This window comes from Pseudomonas sp. SWRI111 (assembly GCF_014268555.1).
In the GTDB taxonomy this organism is placed as follows: Bacteria; Pseudomonadota; Gammaproteobacteria; order Pseudomonadales; family Pseudomonadaceae; genus Aquipseudomonas; species Aquipseudomonas hamedanensis.
On the sequence record NZ_JABWQQ010000007.1, the window covers coordinates 192,317 to 211,412 of the forward strand.

Annotated in this window: 15 protein-coding genes; 3 read left to right on the forward strand and 12 right to left on the reverse strand. The window is 61.2% G+C overall.

Annotated elements, in window-relative coordinates; translation table 11 throughout:
• The first annotated feature begins 311 nt into the window (after positions 1 to 311).
• Positions 312 to 1,322, forward strand: coding sequence for an extracellular solute-binding protein (locus HU755_RS11400; RefSeq protein ID WP_186632559.1), 1,011 nt, complete (start codon positions 312 to 314; stop codon positions 1,320 to 1,322).
• The gene (locus HU755_RS11405) at positions 1,322 to 2,887 is read left to right on the forward strand and encodes an iron ABC transporter permease (RefSeq protein WP_186632562.1); all 1,566 of its coding nucleotides are present in this window, start codon (positions 1,322 to 1,324) and stop codon (positions 2,885 to 2,887) included. Before HU755_RS11400 ends, HU755_RS11405 begins: the two co-directional genes overlap by 1 nt.
• A gap of 91 nt (positions 2,888 to 2,978) precedes the next feature.
• On the opposite strand, the gene HU755_RS11410 is transcribed toward HU755_RS11405, so the two are convergent.
• The 12 genes from HU755_RS11410 to HU755_RS11465 form a co-directional block, all read right to left on the reverse strand.
• Positions 2,979 to 4,913 carry a methyl-accepting chemotaxis protein gene (locus HU755_RS11410; RefSeq protein WP_186547647.1) on the reverse strand — a complete coding sequence of 645 codons (1,935 nt, stop codon included), beginning with the start codon at positions 4,911 to 4,913 and terminating at the stop codon, positions 2,979 to 2,981.
• 139 nt (positions 4,914 to 5,052) lie between these two features.
• A complete protein-coding gene (locus tag HU755_RS11415) occupies positions 5,053 to 6,342 on the reverse strand; it encodes an adenylosuccinate synthase (protein WP_186547649.1) in 1,290 nt (429 codons plus the stop codon).
• Positions 6,343 to 6,396: 54 nt separating this feature from the next.
• Entirely contained in the window at positions 6,397 to 7,584 is a 1,188-nt protein-coding gene (locus HU755_RS11420; protein WP_186547651.1) for an ATP phosphoribosyltransferase regulatory subunit, read from the reverse strand.
• Between the two features lie 301 nt (positions 7,585 to 7,885).
• Entirely contained in the window at positions 7,886 to 8,755 is an 870-nt protein-coding gene (gene hflC, locus HU755_RS11425) for a protease modulator HflC (RefSeq protein WP_186547653.1), read from the reverse strand.
• Positions 8,755 to 9,924, reverse strand: a complete 1,170-nt coding sequence (gene hflK, locus HU755_RS11430; RefSeq protein ID WP_186621696.1) for an FtsH protease activity modulator HflK — start codon at positions 9,922 to 9,924, stop codon at positions 8,755 to 8,757. The genes hflC and hflK overlap by 1 nt, the downstream gene beginning before the upstream one ends.
• Positions 9,925 to 10,020: 96 nt before the next feature.
• Complete coding sequence (hflX, locus tag HU755_RS11435) at positions 10,021 to 11,322, reverse strand: ribosome rescue GTPase HflX (RefSeq protein ID WP_186547657.1); 1,302 nt, start codon at positions 11,320 to 11,322, stop codon at positions 10,021 to 10,023.
• A 12-nt stretch (positions 11,323 to 11,334) separates the two neighbouring features.
• The gene (gene hfq, locus HU755_RS11440; RefSeq protein WP_108592145.1) at positions 11,335 to 11,601 is read right to left on the reverse strand and encodes an RNA chaperone Hfq; all 267 of its coding nucleotides are present in this window, start codon (positions 11,599 to 11,601) and stop codon (positions 11,335 to 11,337) included.
• Between the two features lie 95 nt (positions 11,602 to 11,696).
• The gene (miaA, locus tag HU755_RS11445; RefSeq protein ID WP_186547659.1) at positions 11,697 to 12,668 is read right to left on the reverse strand and encodes a tRNA (adenosine(37)-N6)-dimethylallyltransferase MiaA; all 972 of its coding nucleotides are present in this window, start codon (positions 12,666 to 12,668) and stop codon (positions 11,697 to 11,699) included.
• Complete coding sequence (mutL, locus tag HU755_RS11450) at positions 12,668 to 14,575, reverse strand: DNA mismatch repair endonuclease MutL (RefSeq protein ID WP_186621701.1); 1,908 nt, start codon at positions 14,573 to 14,575, stop codon at positions 12,668 to 12,670. The genes miaA and mutL overlap by 1 nt, the downstream gene beginning before the upstream one ends.
• Entirely contained in the window at positions 14,572 to 15,999 is a 1,428-nt protein-coding gene (locus HU755_RS11455; protein WP_202883674.1) for an N-acetylmuramoyl-L-alanine amidase, read from the reverse strand. The genes mutL and HU755_RS11455 overlap by 4 nt, the downstream gene beginning before the upstream one ends.
• Before the next feature lie 3 nt (positions 16,000 to 16,002).
• Positions 16,003 to 16,473 carry a tRNA (adenosine(37)-N6)-threonylcarbamoyltransferase complex ATPase subunit type 1 TsaE gene (gene tsaE, locus HU755_RS11460; RefSeq protein ID WP_186632565.1) on the reverse strand — a complete coding sequence of 157 codons (471 nt, stop codon included), beginning with the start codon at positions 16,471 to 16,473 and terminating at the stop codon, positions 16,003 to 16,005.
• Positions 16,461 to 17,960, reverse strand: coding sequence for an NAD(P)H-hydrate dehydratase (locus HU755_RS11465; protein WP_186632568.1), 1,500 nt, complete (start codon positions 17,958 to 17,960; stop codon positions 16,461 to 16,463). Before HU755_RS11465 ends, tsaE begins: the two co-directional genes overlap by 13 nt.
• A 63-nt stretch (positions 17,961 to 18,023) precedes the next feature.
• Between HU755_RS11465 and queG the strand changes: the two genes are divergently transcribed.
• Positions 18,024 to 19,088: a tRNA epoxyqueuosine(34) reductase QueG gene (gene queG / locus HU755_RS11470; protein ID WP_186632571.1), complete on the forward strand. Its 1,065-nt coding sequence runs from the start codon at positions 18,024 to 18,026 to the stop codon at positions 19,086 to 19,088.
• The last annotated feature ends 8 nt before the right edge of the window (positions 19,089 to 19,096 follow it).

Sequence of the window (19,096 nt, forward strand, 5' to 3'; positions counted from 1 at the left end):
AGGTTCAGGCCTTGAATTTCACAGAAACCCGCGAAAGCGGGTTTTTGCGTTTCTGCCTTCCTGAAATTTCCAGATCACCTGTGGCGAGGGAGCTTGCTCCCGCCCGGCTGCGCAGCAGTCGCAAATCTGCACGCACCGTGCAACCAGACAAACACGAGCGCTGCTGCGCACCCCAGCGGGAGCAAGCTCCCTCGCCACAATGTTTTTCAGCCACCGTTGAATTCGTGCGACCGCTACAAGGCGCACTTGAGAAACAATATCGTTTATCATTGTTGCAAGTTTTTGCAATGCGACAGTGAGGAACCCTGCGAATGATGTTTCGAAATACCCTGCGCCGAGGCCTGACCTTCACCCTCCTCGGCCTGGCGCTCGCCACTCCCCTCACCCAGGCAGCCGATGCGGTGTCCCTGACTCTTTACAACGGCCAGCACAAGGAAGTCGGCGATGCGATCGCCAAGGCGTTCGAAGCCAAGACCGGTATTCACGTCAATGTGCGCAAAGGCAGCAGCAACCAGCTCGCCAGTCAGGTCATCGAAGAAGGCGACCGCTCGCCTGCCGACGTGATCTACACGGAAGAGTCACCGCCCCTGAACAACCTGGGCGAACAAGGTCTCCTGGCCAAGACCGATGACGCGACACTGGCTGTTCTGCCAAAAGAGTACGTCGCCAGCAACGGCACCTGGATCGGTGTGACTGCGCGGGTGCGCGTGGTTGCCTTCAACCCGAAACTGATCGATGAAAAAGACCTGCCGAAATCGGTCATGGAGTTTTCCGATCCGAAGTGGCAAGGCAAGGTCGGCTTTGTCCCGACCAGCGGCGCCTTCCAGGAGCAGGCTGTCGCGATCATCAAGCTGCACGGCCGCGACGCCGCCGAAGAATGGCTGACCGGTCTGCGCGCGTTCGGCAAGACCTACAGCAATAACATGGTCGCGCTCAAAGCCGTGGAAAACGGCGAAGTCGCCACGGTCCTGGTGAACAACTACTACTGGTTCGCCCTGCAGCGCGAAAAAGGCCAACTCGACTCCAAACTGCATTACTTCACCGGTGGCGATGTCGGCGGCTTGATCACCGTGTCCAGCGCTGCGGTATTGAAGTCCAGCAAACATCCAAAAGAAGCCCAGCAATTTCTGGCCTACATGGCCAGCGAAGAAGGCCAGCGCGTGATCACCCAGACCACCGCCGAATATCCGCTGCACAAAGGCATGGAATCGGATCGCGGGCTCAAGCCGTTCAGCGAACTGCAAGCGCCGAACGTCACCCCCGCCGATCTGGGCAATGCTGAAGAAGCGCTGGAGCTGGAACGCGAAGTTGGCTTGAACTGATGGCCGCATCGTTATCCGCCCCCGCCGCGCGCGGGGGTTATGTACCAAGACGCAAACGACCGTCGATCTGGCTGGTGCTGCCGGTCTTGCTGCTAGTGGTGCTGAGCCTGTTGCCGCTGGCATATGTCGGGCTTAAAGCCTGGCAGGCCGGCTGGGCCGAAGCGCTGCATTTGTTATGGCGCCCGTACGTGTTCGGGCTACTGCGCAATACCCTCGCGTTGATGGTTGGGGTGACAATCACTTGTGCCGTGGTCGGCCTGTCGCTGGCGTGGTTGGTGGAGCGCAGCAATCTGCCGGGGCGCCGCCTGTGGGGCGTGATTCTGTGCCTGCCGTTTGCGGTACCGGCGTTCGTCAGCGGTTTCACCTGGGTTTCTCTGAGCGCCCAATTCGAAGGCCTGGGCGGGGCAATCCTGGTGATGAGCCTGTCGAAGTATCCGCTGATCTTTTTGCCGGTGGCGGCGACCCTGCGCAATCTTGATCCCTCCCTTGAAGAGTCGGCTCGCACCCTTGGGCAGAATCGCTGGGGCGTATTTTTCCGTGTCACCTTGCCGCTGCTGTGGCCATCGCTGCTGGCCGGCTCGCTGCTGATCGCCTTGCACATGCTGGTGGAGTTCGGCGCGCTGTCGATCATCGGCCTGCAAACTTTCACCACGGCGATCTACCAGCAGTTCGAGCTGGAATTCAGCAACGCCAACGCAGCGATGCTGTCGGCCGTGTTGCTGGCGCTGTGTCTGCTGCTGTTATGGCTGGAACTGCGGGTACGCGGCAAGGGCCGGCATGTGCGCACCGGGCAGGGCGCGGCGCGTCAGGCCGAACAGGTTCGTCTCGGCCCGTGGGCAGCGGTCGGTCAGCTCTATTGCCTGTTGCTGGCGATCGTCGGCAGCGGGATCCCGCTGGGGATGTTGGCGTACTGGTTGGCGGTCGGTTCATCTGCTGCCTTTCCGGCGGCGGCAATTGGCGAGGCGCTGTTGTCGTCGCTTGCATTGTCGTTGGGCGGCGCAGCGTTATGTCTGCTGCTGGCAGTGCCAGTCGGGCTGTTGGTGGTACGCCACAAAGGCCGACTGGCGATCTGGGCCGAGCGCCTGCCGTATCTGCTGCATGCGTTGCCGGGCTTGGTGGTTGCATTGACGCTGGTGTATTTCGCCCTGCACTACGTGCCGGTGCTGTACCAGACGTCGGGGTTGCTGCTGATCGCCTATGCGCTGCTGTTTCTGCCGCTGGCTCAGGCGCCGATTCGTACTGCCCTGAACAAGGCAGCGCCGCAGTTGGAGGAGGCGGCGCGCACGCTGGGGGCTTCGTCGTTCACGGCTTTTTGTCGAGTGACGTTGCCGATTATCTTCCCGGCATTGGGCGCGGCGTTTGCGCTGGTATTTCTTGATGCAATGAAGGAACTGACGGCAACGCTACTGCTAAGCCCGACAGGGCTTAATACGCTGGCGACCGAGGTCTGGGCGCATACCGCGAACGTTGAGTTTGCGGCGGCGGCGCCCTATGCGGCGTTATTGATTGTGGTGTCGGGGTTGCCGGTTTATTTGCTGACGACGCGGATGTATCTGAGTAGCTGAAATAGCTATCGCGAGCAGGCTCACTCCTACAGGGGAACGCATTCCAAATGTAGGAGCGAGCCTGCTCGCGAAGAGGCCCGCGCGGTTAGCATCAAGCCCTGAACTGCCCCAGACTCGCCTTCAACTGCGCGGCCAGGCCATCCAACACCTTGCCACTGGCCGTGGTCTCCACCACCGCCTGCGCCGCTTTCTCGGCCTGCGCGTGAATGGTCTCGACGCGCCCACGAACAGCCTGCGCTCCCTGCGCCTGATGCGCTGCCGCTTGCGTCGCCAGACCGATCGCCGCATGCACTTGTTCGACCGAGGCCTGCACCGACTGTTGCAGCCGCGCGCTGTCTCGCAGCACCAGCAGGCCTTCGCTGGCCTGACGCCCGGCCTGACCGATCGCTTCGACCGCTTCGCGTGCACCTTGCTGCAGCGCGACGATGTGCGCCTGAATATCGCCTGTGGAGCTTTGTGTCTTGCTCGCCAACGCACGCACCTCGTCGGCGACCACCGCGAAACCGCGACCGGTCTCACCGGCCCGCGCGGCCTCGATGGCCGCGTTCAATGCCAGCAAGTTGGTCTGCTCAGCGATGCCGTGAATCACCGTCAGCACCACTTCGATCTGCTCGCTCTGCTGCGCCAGGCGTTCGATGACCTTCGCCCCGGTATCGACCTGCCCGGCCAGCGCTTCAATCAGGCTACCAACCTTGGCCGAAGTCCGAGTGTTTTCATCGGTGGCCTGACGAATATCGACAACCTGCTTTAACGCCGCCTGCATCGCCTGGCTCTCCGACTGCGCCTCGTCAGCCATTTGCGACAGCGCACGCAAGCTTTCCGCGACCTCGTCACGCTGCATCCCGGCAGCCGCATCGGCGCCAGCGTTGCGCAAGGTCATCGCGCCAATTTCAACGCCAGTGCGCTGAGCGACATCACCTGCCTCGCGCACGATCGGCTGCAACTTATCCACAAAGCGATTGACCGCCGACGCCATGTCGCCGATTTCATCCTTGCTGTTGATCTGCACGCGCTTGGTCAGATCGCCCTCGCCCGCTGCCAGATCATCCATCGCCGCGTTGAGCATCTTCAGGCGATTGACCACGCGATGACCAAGCACCACTGCCAGCAACAGCAGCACGCCGCAACCGACCAGCGCCAGCCCCATGCCTATTCGCCAGCGCAGGGTCGCAGCCGCTTCCTGGACAGTATTGGCCGTGTTGGTTTTCATCTCGGTCGCCGTGGCCTGCGCCGATTGCAGGCGCGCCTGCATGGCCTTGGCGCTGTCCGCCGCAGCCCCTTTGAGACTGTCGCCGACCAACTGATCGCTGCTGGCAATCAGCGCTAAGAAACGCGAGTCGAGTGCAGCCAGATCAGTTTCCACCGAGGCCGTGGACACGCCCATCAGCACCTTGCCGATTTCCACGCCATTAGGGTTGATCGAGGCTTCGAGGTAATACACCGATGGATCGTTCTTCGCTGCATCCAACACTTTATCCAGCGCGCGCTCGCCCTGGCCTTTTTCCAGCAAGGCCTTGTTGATCGGGTTTTCGCGATTGAGATAGCGGGTCAGGTGTTGACCAGTGGCATCGTCGTACACCACGAACAGCACGTTGGGATTGCGCTGGGCACGACGGGCGAACTCCGACAACGTCGGCACATCGCTGTCCCACATGGCGCGAGGCGCAACGGAAGCCAGCAACTGCGCCATGTCATTGGCCGAATCCTTGAGATCCTTTTCCAGGGTTGCCCGCAGTTGCGCCTGCTCTTCCTTGAGGCGCGATGACAGGCCGGCGGTCAGCCGCTGACGCGTGCTGGCAGATAGCGCATCGAGGCTCGACGTCACTTCACGTCCCGCCTGCTCCAGCTCCCCGGAGAGTTTCTGGCTGTCGGCGCCAAGGCGCACAGCCAAATCAGCTTCGAGCGCCGTGACCGTGCTCCGCGTCAGGGCAACCGCCACCAACACCTGCACCAAAAGGGCGATACCCAAGGTAACGAACACCGGCCGCAACAAACGGCTTTGTAACAGTGAGAGAACGGCTGACACTTTAAATCCCTCTACTTCTGACGCCATTAATTTGATGGCACTCTTGTAGACAGATTCACAGCAAAGGTCATGCCGTCCAACAGGCATAAACGACAAAGGCCCCGATTAAGGGGCCTTTGTTTTTTACATCAACGACTTATCAAGCAAACGGATGACGCAGAACGATGGTTTCGTTGCGGTCCGGGCCCGTCGAAATAATGTCGATCGGCGCACCGATCAACTCTTCAACGCGTTTGATGTAGGCACGAGCGTTGGCCGGCAGCTCTTCCAGGGTCTTGGCACCCACGGTCGATTCGGTCCAGCCCGGCACTTCTTCGTACACAGGTTGCAGGCCTACGTAGCTGTCAGCGTCGGTCGGAGCAACGGCATTACCCTGCGCATCTTTGTAGCCGATGCAGATGTTGATGGTTTCCAGACCGTCAAGTACGTCCAGCTTGGTCAGGCAGATGCCCGAGATGCTGTTCACATCGATAGCGCGACGCAGGATAACGGCGTCGAACCAGCCGCAACGACGAGCACGACCGGTGGTCGCGCCGAACTCGTGACCTTGCTTGGCCAGGTGCGCCCCCACGTCATCGAACAGCTCAGTCGGGAATGGACCCGAACCGACGCGAGTGGTGTAAGCCTTGGTGATGCCCAGAATGTAATCGAGGAACATCGGGCCAACGCCCGAACCGGTCGCCACGCCGCCGGCGGTGGTGTTGGAGCTGGTCACGTACGGGTAGGTACCGTGGTCGATGTCGAGCAACGAACCCTGAGCACCTTCGAACATGATGTCTTTGCCGGCACGACGCAGCTCATGCAGCTCAGCGGTTACGTCGAGCATCAGCGGCTTGAGCAGCTCAGCGTATTCCTTGCACTCGGCCAGAGTCTTTTCGAACTCGATGGCCGGCTCCTTGTAGTAACCGACCAGCATGAAGTTGTGGTAATCCACCAGCTCACGCAGCTTGTCTTCGAAGCGCGGCATGTTGAGCAGATCGCCAACACGCAGGCCGCGACGGGCCACCTTGTCTTCATAGGCCGGGCCGATGCCGCGACCGGTGGTGCCGATCTTCAGCTCGCCACGAGCCTTTTCACGGGCCTGGTCCAGCGCCACGTGGAAGGACAGGATCAGCGGGCAGGACGGGCTGATACGCAGGCGCTCGCGCACCGGTACACCCTTCTCTTCCAGCTTGGTGATCTCGCGCAGCAGGGCGTCAGGTGCAACCACCACGCCGTTGCCGATCAGGCACTGGACGCCTTCGCGCAGCACGCCCGAGGGGATCAGGTGCAAGACGGTTTTTTCGCCGTCGATCACCAGGGTGTGGCCAGCGTTGTGGCCACCCTGGTAGCGCACTACGGCGGCAGCATGTTCGGTCAGCAGATCAACGATCTTGCCTTTGCCCTCATCACCCCACTGGGTGCCCAGGACTACGACATTCTTACCCATAACACTTGTCCTCATTCGCGCAAACTTGGTGCCGGCGAAGGCCGGCAGGAAAACTCAAGAAGCCAATGGCGATACTTGCCAAAGCCCGTTCTGCTGAATCAATTGCCGGTCGCAGTCCGCATCACGGGCGGCGGCCAAAGGTTGCCCAGGCAACGCCTGAACGACACGCTGACCCTCACTGCGCAACTGGCAAACCTGCTGCCAGAGTGCCGCATCCGTACTGTCAGGCATCCAGATACCGCCAGACGGTAACTCGATCTCAGCACGCCCCAGGGTCACCAGGGTTTTCAAATCGGTAGAGAAGCCGGTCGCCGGACGGGCCCGACCGAAGTCGGCACCGATGTCGTCATAACGACCGCCTTGCGCGATGGACTGACCCACGCCGGGCACGAACACCGCAAATACCACACCGGTGTGGTAGTGATAGCCGCGCAACTCGCCCAGGTCGAAATACAGCGGCAGCTGCGGGAAGCGCACCGAGAGACGCTCGGCGATGGCCAGCAAGTCTTCCAGCGCCGCCAATACTGGCGCCGGCGCATTCGCCAGTCGCTCGCGAGCAGCGGCCAATACTTCACGGCCGCCGCACAGATCGACCAGCGCACGCAGCATGCCGGACAGATCGGCCGGCAGGCCTTCGGTCAGAATGATGACTTCGTCGATGGCCTTGCGCTGCAGGGCATCGAACAACTGCTGCTCGACCTCACCGGACAAACCGGCGGCGCGCGCCAGACCACGATAAATGCCGACATGGCCGAGGTCCATGTGCACGTCCGGCACGTCGGCCAGTTGCAGCATGGCCAGCATCAGGCTGATCACTTCAACGTCACTGCTCGGGCTGGCGTCGCCGTACAACTCGGCGCCCAGCTGGATCGGGCTGCGCGAGGACGACAGCGCACGCGGCTGGGCGTGCAGCACGCTGCCGGCGTAGCACAGACGGCTCGGGCCTTCGCGGCGCAGGGTATGCGCATCGATGCGCGCGACTTGCGGCGTGATGTCGGCGCGGAAACCCATCTGCCGGCCCGATTGCGGGTCGATGACCTTGAAGGTACGCAGATCCAGGTCCTGGCCCGCGCCGGTCAGCAGGGATTCCAGGTACTCGATATGGGGAGTCACGACAAATTCGTAACCCCAGCTCTGGAACAGATCCAACACCTGGCGACGCGCCACTTCGATGCGCGCCGCTTCCGGTGGCAGTACTTCTTCGATGCCATCTGGCAGCAGCCAGCGGTCTACCGTTGCCATTACGCCATTCCCCTTTGATCCGGGCGGCCAGCCCGAGGGCTGAGCCTTGATTGAAGCAGAAAACGATTGTTCCGCGCATGAACAACGCAGCGAAAAGCCTGTTACCGGCTTCGCCAATCACTTCCCTCGAAAAACGCTCGAGCCTTTCAACCCGATGCTCTGCAGCAAAAACAGCAATCAAACGTGCAGACGCAAAAAAGCCGGGAATTTCCCGGCTGCCGCATCATACACACGTTTTCCCAAAGGATCACCCCGCCCGAGGTTTTAGCCGCCGGGCGGAGTGATTCAGGTCAACGTCGTATCAAGGCTTGGCCTTTTCCAGGTAATGGAAAAAGTCGCTGCTTGGGTCGAGGACCAGTACGTCGGATTTGTTCGCGAAGCTTTCACGGTAGGCACGCAGGCTACGGTAGAACGCGTAGAACTCCTGATCCTGACCGTAGGCCTTGGAGTAGATCGCAGCGGCCTGGGCATCACCATCACCGCGAACCTCTTCGGATTCACGATAGGCTTCCGCCAGCAGCACACGGCGTTGGCGGTCGGCGTCGGCACGGATGCCTTCGGCCAGCTCGTTACCCTTGGCGCGGTGCTCGCGGGCTTCACGCTCACGCTCGGTGCTCATACGCTCGAACACGCTGCGGTTCACTTCCTTCGGCAGATCGATGGTCTTGACCCGGACATCGACCACTTCGATACCCAGCTCTTTTTCCGCCATCTTGTTCAGCGACGCAGTGATGTCAGCCATCAGTGCATCACGCTCACCCGACACGACTTCGTGCAGGGTGCGCTTGCCGAACTGGTCACGCAGACCGGATTCCAGACGACGGGACAAACGCTCGTCGGCGATCTGCTTGAGGCCGGAGGTCGCGGTGTAGAAGCGCTCGGCATCTTTCACGCGCCACTTGGCGTAGGCGTCGACCATCACCGCTTTCTTTTCCAGGGTCAGGAAGCGCTGCGTCGGTGCGTCCAGCGTCATCAGGCGTGCGTCGAACTTACGCACCTGATTGACGTAAGGCACTTTCACATGCAGGCCCGGCTGAACATCAGCCTGAACCACACGACCGAATTGCAGCAGCACCGCACGCTCGGTCTGAGCGACGATGTAGAAGCAGTTCCAGCCCACCAGTACCACGACGACGCCAACAATAAGGGCGATCAGCGATTTATTGCTCATCAGCGGGTCTCCCTTGTGCGCGTCTGCGGCAGGTCAGTGACATGCGGCACGGTTTCCGTGTTGTTGCTGGCGGCGGCCGAACCGGTGACCGGTGCGCTGCCCGAACTGTTCTGGATCATTTTGTCCAACGGCAGGTAAAGCAGGTTGCTCTGGCCGTTCTTGTTGCCGGTCACGAGTACCTTGCTGGTGTTGCTGAAGACTTCCTGCATGGTGTCCAGGTAAAGACGCTGGCGGGTTACTTCAGGAGCCTTGCGATACTCGGCGACCAGTTTGGTGAAGCGATCGGCCTCACCCTTGGCGCGCGAGACGGTTTCGTCACGGTAGCCGTTGGCATCTTCGATGATGCGCTGGGCCTGACCACGGGCTTCCGGCACGACGCCGTTGGCGTAGGTTTCAGCCTGGTTGCGCGAACGCTGCTCGTCTTCACGGGCGCGGATCACGTCATCGAAGGCTTCCTGAACTTCACGCGGTGCCGCTGCGCTCTGTACGTTGACCTGGGTGACCGTGATACCGGTGCGATAGGTATCGAGGAAGCGTTGCAGACGCTCCTTGATTTCGCTGGCCATCAACTCACGACCTTCGGTCAGCACCTGGTCCATGGCGGTGGAACCCACCACGTGGCGCAAGGCGCTGTCAGTCGCGTGCTGCAGGCTGATTTCCGGCTGATCGACGTTCAGCACGAAGTCCTGCAGGTTGCTGATCTTGTACTGCACGGTCAGCGGCACTTCGACGATGTTCTCGTCCTCGGTGAGCATCTGGCCCTGCTTGGTATACGCACGTTCACGCGTGACGTTTTCCATGTACTTCTTGTCGATCGGCGGGAAGTAGATGTTCAGGCCCGGGCCGACGGTCTCGTAGTACTTGCCGAAGCGCAGCACTACGGCCTGCTCCTGCTCGTCCACCACGTAGACTGCGCTGTACAGCCAGACAGCCGCCAGCACGACCAGGCCGATGCCGAGCAGGCCGCCGAAGCCGCCACTGCGTTTGCCCGAACCACCGCCGTCATCACCACGTTTCTTGCCACCACCGAACAACCCGTTCAGGCTTTCCTGCAGCTTTCGGAAGGCCTCGTCGAGATCCGGTGGCCCCTTGCGGTCGCCGTTATTGCGGCGCTTGCCACCCCAGGGATCCTGATTGTTCGAGTTGCCACCCGGCTCATTCCAAGCCATAGCGCTCTCCATCTGATAAAGCAAAGACGCACCCACGGCGCGCCGACCAATGCTACAGAATGCCTGCCGTTGCGGCACAACCGCTTTGTCAGGCTTTTATTGCAAAGTGTGTTGCTCGATGAATTCCATCGGCTGCAATCCTTCGCGGCTTACCAGTCGATTCAACTCGACCCGGGGCAAACGAACGGTCAGCAGGCTGACGCCTTCTTCATCGTGTTCTTCTTTTTGCACCGCACCGAGTTCGAAGAACTGCGCACGCAGTCGAGCGAATCGTTGCGGCAAACGCAATGTGCCGACAAACAAATCACTGCCCAGCAACTCGGCAATGGCTTGCTCAAGCAATTCCAGACCACTGCCATCACGCGCCGAGAGCCAGACCCGTTGCGGCTTGCCATCGGCATCGCGCTGGATCTGTGGCTCCACGCCTTCAAGCAAATCGAGTTTGTTATAGACCTCGAGGATCGGCAAGTCCTGGGCGCCAATCTCGCCCAGCACCACCATCACCTGCTCGATCTGCAACATGCGATCCGGTTCGGCCGCATCGATCACGTGCAGAAGCAGGTCGGAGTTGCTCGACTCTTCGAGCGTAGACCGAAATGCTTCGACCAGCTTGTGCGGCAGGTGACGAATAAAGCCCACCGTGTCGGCGAGGACAATCGGACCGAGGTCGTCAAGGTCCAGACGGCGCAGCGTCGGGTCCAGCGTGGCGAACAACTGGTCAGCCGCGTACACGTCGGACTTCGTCACGTTGTTGAAGAGTGTGGATTTGCCGGCGTTGGTATAGCCCACCAGAGACACGGTAGGAATATCCGCACGTGATCGGCCGCGACGCGACTGCTCGCGCTGGCTGCGCACTTTTTCCAGCCGGCCCTTGATCTGGCGCAGGCGCACCCGCAGCAGACGGCGGTCGGTTTCCAGCTGGGTTTCACCCGGGCCGCGCATGCCGATACCGCCACCCTGACGTTCAAGGTGAGTCCAGCCGCGAACCAGCCGGGTACTCATGTGATCAAGCTGGGCCAGTTCGACCTGGAGCTTGCCTTCATGGGTACGGGCGCGCTGGGCGAAGATATCGAGAATCAGACCCGTGCGGTCGATCACGCGACACTCGAAAACCCGTTCGAGGTTACGTTCCTGACTGGGCGTGAGGATGTGATTGAAAATCACCAGATCGGCTTCTTCAGCCTTGACCAGGTCGCGCAACTCTTCGACCTTGCCGCTGCCGATCAGGTATTTGGCGGTTGGCCGATGACGCGGCACGTTAAAAAACGCAACGGTCTCGGCGCCAGCCGAATTAGCCAACTCCTGAAACTCCTGCGGATCTTCGCGCGCCTCAGGGTCCTGTCCATCCAAGTGAACGAGGATGACTCGTTCACCACCACCGTGGCGCTCAAAGAACAAAGGAGACTCCTATCAGGCGTTACCCGGCGCTGGGTCTGCATCACCCTGTTCGCTTTCGGTTGCACTAGGCAGACGAATCGGACGCACCGGCACTACTGTCGAGATAGCGTGTTTGTAAACCATCTGGCTGACGGTGTTTTTCAGCAGGATGACGAACTGGTCGAACGACTCGATCGTGCCTTGCAGTTTGATACCGTTGACCAGGTAGATGGAAACCCCAACTTTCTCTTTACGTAAAGTATTCAGGTAAGGGTCTTGTAGCGAATGCCCTTTTGACATGTGCCGCACTCCTTTAAGGATTCAATAATAAAAAATAGGTAATTCAGATGGCTTTGGCCGTCACACCCCCAAGGATAGACGGCAATTGCAAGGACTCAGCTCAATATGGAGATGGTCCCAAGGTATTTCAAGGCGCGTGGCAGATTGTCGCAATCAAGACTGTCCAGCCAGTGTATATCTTCCCAGCTGCGCAGCCAGGTGAACTGGCGTTTGGCCAATTGCCGCGTGGCGATGATGCCGCGCTCCTGCATTTCAGCCAACGTCAGCTTGCCATCCAGGTAATCCCAGACTTGGCGGTAGCCTACCGCACGTATAGACGGCAACCCCGAATGCAGGTCACTTCTTTTACGCAGGGCTACGACCTCATCGATAAACCCCTGTTCCAACATATTTGTGAATCTTTGTTCAATGCGCTCATGCAGTACCTGGCGATTTGCCGGAGCAATGGCCAGGTTCGCGACAGTATAGGGCAATTGTTGCAGTCCCGAAGCGGCTGCTTCAGTACTTTGCGCAGATTGTTGCTCGCGCAGGGCGGTCATGCTCTGGCCACTGACCCGGTAAACTTCCAGGGCGCGACTCAAGCGCTGCGGATCGTTCGGGTGAATCCGCGCCGCCGATACCGGATCGATGACCGCCAACTGATCGTGCAGGGCTTGCCAGCCAAGGCGCGCGGCCTCTTCTTCAATCTGCGCACGGACCTCGGGATCGGCTGCCGGCATGTCTGCCAGACCTTCGACCAAAGCTTTGTAATAGAGCATCGTGCCGCCCACCAGCAGCGGAATTTTTCCGCGCGCGGTGATATCAGCCATAGCCAGCAGTGCATCGCGGCGAAAATCGGCAGCCGAATAAGTCTCGGCCGGATCGAGTATATCTATCAAACGATGCGGGTATTCGGCCAGTAACGCCTTCGACGGCTTGGCCGTGCCGATGTCCATGTCGCGATAGACCAGCGCCGAATCGACGCTGATCAACTCGCAGGGCAGCACCTTGGTCAACTCGATGGCCAGATCGGTCTTGCCCGCAGCGGTCGGGCCCATCAGGAAAATCGCTGGAGGAAGCTGGCTCATCAACGACCGCGCAGGAACAGTTTGTCCAGATCGTCCAGGCCCAGTTGGGTCCAGGTCGGTCGGCCATGGTTGCATTGACCGCTGCGCTCGGTGTTTTCCATGTCGCGCAGCAGACCGTTCATTTCCGCCAGGGCCAGGCGCCGGTTGGCGCGGATCGCGCCGTGGCAGGCCATGGTGCCGAGCAGTTCGTTCAGATGCGCCTGAATCCGGTCGCTGGTGCCGTACTCCATCAGGTCCGACAGCACGTCGCCGACCAGCCGGTTGGCTTCGGCCTGCTTGAGCAACGCCGGAATCTGCCGGATCGCCAGGGTTTCCGGGCCAAGGCGTTGCAATTCAAAGCCCAGACGCTGAAACCACGCCGCATGTTCTTCAGCGCAATCAGCTTCGCGCTGACTGACCGCCAATGACTCTGGGACAAGCAGCGGCTGACCACTGAGGCCTTCGCTGGCCATGGCGATTTTCAGGCGCTCGTACATGATTCGCTCGTGAGCGGCGTGCATGTCCACCAGCACCAGCCCATGAGCGTTTTCGGAAAGAATGTAGATGCCCTTGAGCTGCGCCAGTGCGTAACCGAGCGGCGGGATGTCTTCCTGACCGGTGGGCAATGCGTCGGCGTTGGCTTGCGGCAACGGTGCGAAAAACTCTTTGTAAGCGGCCTGAGCCTCGGCCGCGGGCACGGCCGATTGCGGACGCGGCGTGTATTGATACTGATAAGCGCCGCCAGCGCTGGCGCCGGAGGACGTGTTGAACGCCGGTTGCGCCTGCGGTTGTTCAAGCAACGCATTCGCGGCCAGACGCATCTCGCCCTGTGGGCCGAATTCGCCCGCCTCGATTCCGCTCGGTCGAACGATCGCCGTGGTGACGGAGCCGGCCAGTTGATCTTCCGGGCGCACATCGCCCAACGCGCGGTGCAGTGTGCCGTAGAGGAAATCATGGACCATGCGCCCGTCACGGAAGCGCACTTCGTGCTTGGTTGGGTGCACGTTGACGTCAACCGCTGCCGGATCGACCTCGAAAAACAGCGCAAACGTCGGATGCCGGCCATTGAACAGCACGTCGCGATACGCCTGGCGCACGGCATGGGCCACTAGCTTGTCGCGCACCGCCCGGCCATTCACGAAGAAATACTGCAAGTCCGCCTGGCTACGGTTGAACGTCGGCAAGCCCACCCAGCCCCAGAGGTGCAGGCCATTGCGCTCGATCTCGATCGGCAACGCCTGCTCGAGAAAGCCCGAGCCGCAGATTGCCGCGACACGCCGGGCGCGGGCCGCGTCGTCATGGGCCTCATGGAGGCTGAGGATGGTCTTGCCGTTGTGGCGCAGATGGAAAGCCACATCGAAACGCGCCAGCGCCAGGCGTTTGATCACTTCTTGCAGGTGATCGAATTCGGTTTTTTCGGTCTTGAGGAATTTGCGCCGCGCCGGGGTGTTGAAGAACAGGTCACGCACTTCCACCGAGGTACCGACCGGATGTGCCGCCGGTTGCACACGGGGCGCCATGTCGCGACCTTCGGTTTCCACTTGCCAGGCCTGATCGGCATCGCGGGTGCGTGAGGTCAGAGTCAAACGCGCCACAGAGCTGATCGAGGCCAGTGCCTCGCCACGAAAGCCCAGGCTCATCACCTGCTCGAGGTCTTCGAGATTGCGGATTTTGCTGGTGGCGTGACGGGCCAGGGCCAGTGGCAGGTCATCGGCAGAAATACCACTGCCGTCGTCGCGCACGCGCAGCAGCTTGACGCCGCCCTGCTCAACGTCAACGTCGATACGTTTGGCGCCGGAGTCGAGGCTGTTTTCCAGCAATTCCTTGATCACCGAGGCCGGGCGCTCGACCACCTCACCCGCGGCAATCTGGTTCGCCAGCCGTGGGCTGAGCAGCTCGATGCGCGCCGTATTCAGGACCTGGTTCATTCTTTGGACGCCAGTTCGGTGCCGGGAATGGTCAAGTGCTGACCGACTTTCAGCTCGTCGCTTTTCAGATTATTGGCGGCGCGCAAAGTGGCTGGCGAGACTTGATAGCGCACGCCGATCATCGCCAGGGTTTCACCCGGACCGACGCGGTGGTCGCGCGGGCCCTGGGCGATCTTGCCGGAGTCACGCAGCCAGGCGATGTAAGTGCCCGGTGGCGGATTCTGCTGGAAGAACTGGCGCACGCCGCTGCTGATCGAACGTGCCAGCGCCTGCTGGTGGCTCGCCGCCGAAAGCTTGTTCGCTTCGTTGGCATTGGAGATGAAGCCGGTTTCGACCAGGATCGACGGAATATCCGGAGACTTCAGCACCATGAATCCGGCCTGTTCCACGCGCTGTTTGTGCAGCGGCGTGACCCGGCCGATGTTGGTCAGGACTTTCTGGCCGACATTGAGACTGGAGGTCAGCGATGCGGTCATCGACAGGTCGAGCAGCACGCCGGCGAGCATGCGGTCCTTGTCGTCGAGGCTGACGTTACCGGCACCACCGATCAGGTCGGAGCGGTTTTCGCTGTCGGCCAGCCAACGGGCGGTCTCGGAGGTAGCGCCACGATCGGACAGAGCGAACACCGAAGCACCAAAGGCTGCCGCGGACGGTGCGGCGTCGGCGTGAATCGAGACGAACAGGTCGGCGCCCTTCTTGCGGGCAATTTCGGTACGCCCGCGCAACGGAATGAAGTAATCACCGGTACGGGTCAGTTCGGCGCGGAAGCCTTTCATGCCGTTGACCTGACGCTGAAGCTCGCGGGCGATCTGCAGCACCACGTCCTTCTCACGCTGGCCGCGCGATCCGGACGCACCCGGGTCTTCGCCACCGTGGCCGGCATCGATCACCACAATAATGTCACGCTTGCCGGCCGGGGCGGGCGGCAACTTGATTGCCGGTTCGGTCGGGGTCACCGGCACTGCCGGCACAGTCGCCACCGATGGCGTCGGGGCCGGCGGCGGTGCGGCGTCGGCCGGGTTGTCGAACAGATCGACCACCAGCCGGTTGCCGTACTGCGCGTTCGGCGCCAGCGAGAAGCTTTTCGGCGTGACAGCTTTTTTCAGGTCGATAACCACACGCAGGTCAGTCGGCGTGCGCTGGGCCGAGCGCATCGCAGTGATCGGCGTGTTCGCCGTCTGTACATTCAACGGCGCGCCGAGGGTGGCGCCGTTGATGTCGATCACCAGTCGATCCGGTGCGGTGAGGGTGAAAACGCTGTGTTGCACCGGGCCGCTCAGATCAAACACCAGTCGCGTGTTGTCCGGCGCCCGCCACAGGCGCACGCTGTTGACCTTTGAATCGGCCACAGCGTTGACGGTTACTGCCATCAATATCAGTCCAGCGGCAGCCACCAACGCGCGAAAGCGCATACCAAACCCCATCATTTAATTGAATTCCGATGCCAAAACGGCACACCAGGCCTCGCCACGCGAGCCCTGGGCTAAAATTTTCAGCGAACGCCCGCTGTCTTGCGGGCTAATGGTAATGGTCAGGTCAGGCTTTGGCAAAAAGCCTGCACCTTTATCGGGCCACTCGATCAGGCACAGGGCATCGTCTTCGAAGTAGTCGCGGATGCCGAGAAACTCCAGCTCTTCCGGATCGACCAGGCGATACAGGTCGAAGTGAAAGGCGCGAATGTCGCCAATCTCGTAGGGTTCGACCAACGTGAAGGTCGGGCTCTTGACTGCCCCTACATGCCCCAGCCCTCGGATGATGCCCCGCGACAGCGTGGTTTTGCCCATGCCCAGATTGCCTTCGAGAAAAATCAGGCCATGGCCCTGGGTCACACGGGCGATCCGTGCGCCAAAGTCGCTCATGGCCTGTTCATCGGCCAGGTACAGGGTTACTTCAGACACGGTGCTTGCTCCTCCAACAACTGACGAATGGCTGGAATCAAATCACTGGCCGCCAGCCCACGGCCTGATTTCCCTTGTTGCATGCCCGCATTGGCGTGCAGCCAGACTGCGAGGCAGGCGGCGTCATAACTGTCCATGCCTTGCGCCAGCAACGCGCCAATCAAACCGGCCAGCACGTCACCGAGCCCGGCCGTGGCCATGGCCGGATGCCCTTGATGACACAGTGCCAGACGGCCGTCCGGGTGAGCAATCAGACTGCCGGAGCCTTTGAGCACGACAACCGCCGAATATTGTTTGCTCAAGGCCAGCGCCGCCGCCGGGCGATCAGCCTGGACCTCGGCGGTACTGATTTGCAGCAGACGCGCCGCCTCGCCCGGATGCGGAGTCATCACGCAATCCTTGGGCAACTGGACAAAACCGCTGGCCAGCAGGTTCAGCGCATCGGCATCCCACACCTGCGGCAACGCGGCGTTGGCGGCTGCCGATAACAAGGCGCGGCCCCAACTCGCCTGACCAAGGCCCGGCCCGACGACCAGCACCGAGACCTTTTCCAGCAGGCCCATCAGCTGATTGGCTGACGAGGCGCCAAGCACCATGGCTTCAGGTACACGGGTCAGCGCTGCCGGCACGTGCTCGGGGCGAGTCGCCAGCGACACCATGCCCGCGCCGCTGCGCAAGGCCATTTGCGTGCTGAGCAGAATCGCCCCGCCAAAACCGTGATCGCCGCCAATCAGCAGCACATGGCCGAAACGCCCCTTGTGTGAAGTCGGCGCGCGCGCGGCAAGTGTTGGAAGGTTAGCGGCGTTCAGCCGTCGCGCGCTGACGGGAATGTCACGGAAGGTTTCGGCAGTGGCATGCAAGTCATTGAATACCAACTCGCCGACATGATCCGCTGCGTCGCCGGTCAACAGCCCGATCTTCAGGCCAATGAACGTCACCGTAAGCTCGGCGCGCACCGCAACGCCCAGTTCCCGACCGGTGTCGGCACACAGTCCCGAAGGGATATCGACGGCCGCCACCGGCAAACCGCTGGCGTTGATCGCAGCAATGGCAGCGGCATAGGGCTCACGCACCTCGCCACTCAGCCCGGTGCCGAGCAACGCATCGAGGACGACGCCGCGCAATTGGCTTTGCGTCTGCCAGCGTTGCACCGCAACACCTTCGGCCAGCGCCTCGGCATGGGCCGAGGCCGCGTCGCCCTGCAAACGCTGCGGATCGCCAACCGCCAACACCTGCACCGACCACCCGGCACGTTGCGCGAGCAGGGCCACCAGATAACCGTCGCCGGCATTGTTGCCGTGACCGGCCAGCACCGTCAGCGCGTTCGCTGTCGGCCACTGGCGCACCAGCACGCGCCACGTTGCCCGGGCGGCACGCTGCATCAGTTCGAAGCCCGGCGTGCCGGCGGCAATCAGCCGTGCGTCGAGTTCGCGCACCTGTGCGGCGCGGTACAGCGCGTCGGGTAATTCATCTTTCGTCTGCGGCATGCGTCTTCGGGCTCCGATGTCTGGCAGAATTATACGCACCTCAGCTCCGGTTTCTCTCGCCTCATGTCCGCCATCACCACAGACCTGCCCGCCCTCGCCCAATCGATCAAGGATTGGGGCCGTGAGCTAGGCTTCCAGCAAGTCGGCATCAGTGGCCTGGACCTGGCCGAACATGAGCAGCATCTGCAACGGTGGCTCGAGGCCGGTTATCACGGCGAGATGGATTACATGGGCGCCCATGGCAGCAAACGCTCGCACCCCGAGGAACTGGTGCCGGGCACTTTGCGCGTGGTCTCGCTGCGCATGGACTACCTGCCGGGCGACACGCAAATGGCACAAATGCTGGCGCAACCGGATAAGGCATACGTGTCGCGTTATGCCTTGGGCCGCGATTACCACAAATTGATCCGTAAGCGTGTTCAACAATTGGCCGACAAGATCCAGGCAGAGATCGGCCCGTTCGGTTTTCGTGCCTTTGTCGACAGCGCACCGGTGCTGGAAAAAGCCATCGCCGAGCAGGCCGGGCTGGGCTGGATCGGCAAAAACACCTTGGTGCTGAACCGCAAGGCCGGCAGTTATTTCTTCTTGAGCGAACTGTTCGTCGATCTGCCGTTGCCGGTGGACGAACCGCACAGCACTGAGCATTGCGGGCGCTGCACCGCGTGCCTCGACATCTGCCCGACCAATGCCTTCGTCGGCCCCTATGTGCTGGACGCCCGGCGTTGCATTTCCTATCTGACCATCGAGCTGAAAACTGCCATTCCCGAAGAGCTGCGCCCGTTGATCGGCAATCGGGTGTTTGGCTGTGACGACTGCCAGATAGTCTGCCCTTGGAATCGTTTCGCCAAGCCGTCCGGGGAAGGCGATTTTCAGCCACGGCACAACCTCGACAATGCCGAACTTGCCGAACTGTTCATGTGGGACGAAGAGAAGTTCTTGAGCAGCACCGAAGGTTCGCCGTTGCGGCGGGCGGGCTATGAGCGCTGGTTACGCAATCTGGCGGTGGGGCTAGGCAATGCGCCTTCAACGATTCCGGTGCTGGAAGCGTTGAAGGCGCGACGTGATTATCCGTCAGAGTTGGTTAAAGAACATGTGGAGTGGGCACTTGAACAGCATTCCAGACCTTAATCCCCCTA

What these genes read in the sequence shown, in the direction of transcription:
- HU755_RS11400 (WP_186632559.1), top strand. Translation starts at nt 312, where the DNA reads ATGATGTTTCGAAATACCCTGCGCCGAGGCCTGACCTTCACCCTCCTC.
- HU755_RS11405 (WP_186632562.1), top strand. Translation starts at nt 1,322, where the DNA reads ATGGCCGCATCGTTATCCGCCCCCGCCGCGCGCGGGGGTTATGTACCA.
- HU755_RS11415 (WP_186547649.1), bottom strand. Translation starts at nt 6,342, where the DNA reads ATGGGTAAGAATGTCGTAGTCCTGGGCACCCAGTGGGGTGATGAGGGC.
- HU755_RS11420 (WP_186547651.1), bottom strand. Translation starts at nt 7,584, where the DNA reads ATGGCAACGGTAGACCGCTGGCTGCTGCCAGATGGCATCGAAGAAGTA.
- hflC (WP_186547653.1), bottom strand. Translation starts at nt 8,755, where the DNA reads ATGAGCAATAAATCGCTGATCGCCCTTATTGTTGGCGTCGTCGTGGTA.
- hflK (WP_186621696.1), bottom strand. Translation starts at nt 9,924, where the DNA reads ATGGCTTGGAATGAGCCGGGTGGCAACTCGAACAATCAGGATCCCTGG.
- hfq (WP_108592145.1), bottom strand. Translation starts at nt 11,601, where the DNA reads ATGTCAAAAGGGCATTCGCTACAAGACCCTTACCTGAATACTTTACGT.
- miaA (WP_186547659.1), bottom strand. Translation starts at nt 12,668, where the DNA reads ATGAGCCAGCTTCCTCCAGCGATTTTCCTGATGGGCCCGACCGCTGCG.
- mutL (WP_186621701.1), bottom strand. Translation starts at nt 14,575, where the DNA reads ATGAACCAGGTCCTGAATACGGCGCGCATCGAGCTGCTCAGCCCACGG.
- HU755_RS11455 (WP_202883674.1), bottom strand. Translation starts at nt 15,999, where the DNA reads ATGGGGTTTGGTATGCGCTTTCGCGCGTTGGTGGCTGCCGCTGGACTG.
- HU755_RS11465 (WP_186632568.1), bottom strand. Translation starts at nt 17,960, where the DNA reads ATGCCGCAGACGAAAGATGAATTACCCGACGCGCTGTACCGCGCCGCA.
- queG (WP_186632571.1), top strand. Translation starts at nt 18,024, where the DNA reads ATGTCCGCCATCACCACAGACCTGCCCGCCCTCGCCCAATCGATCAAG.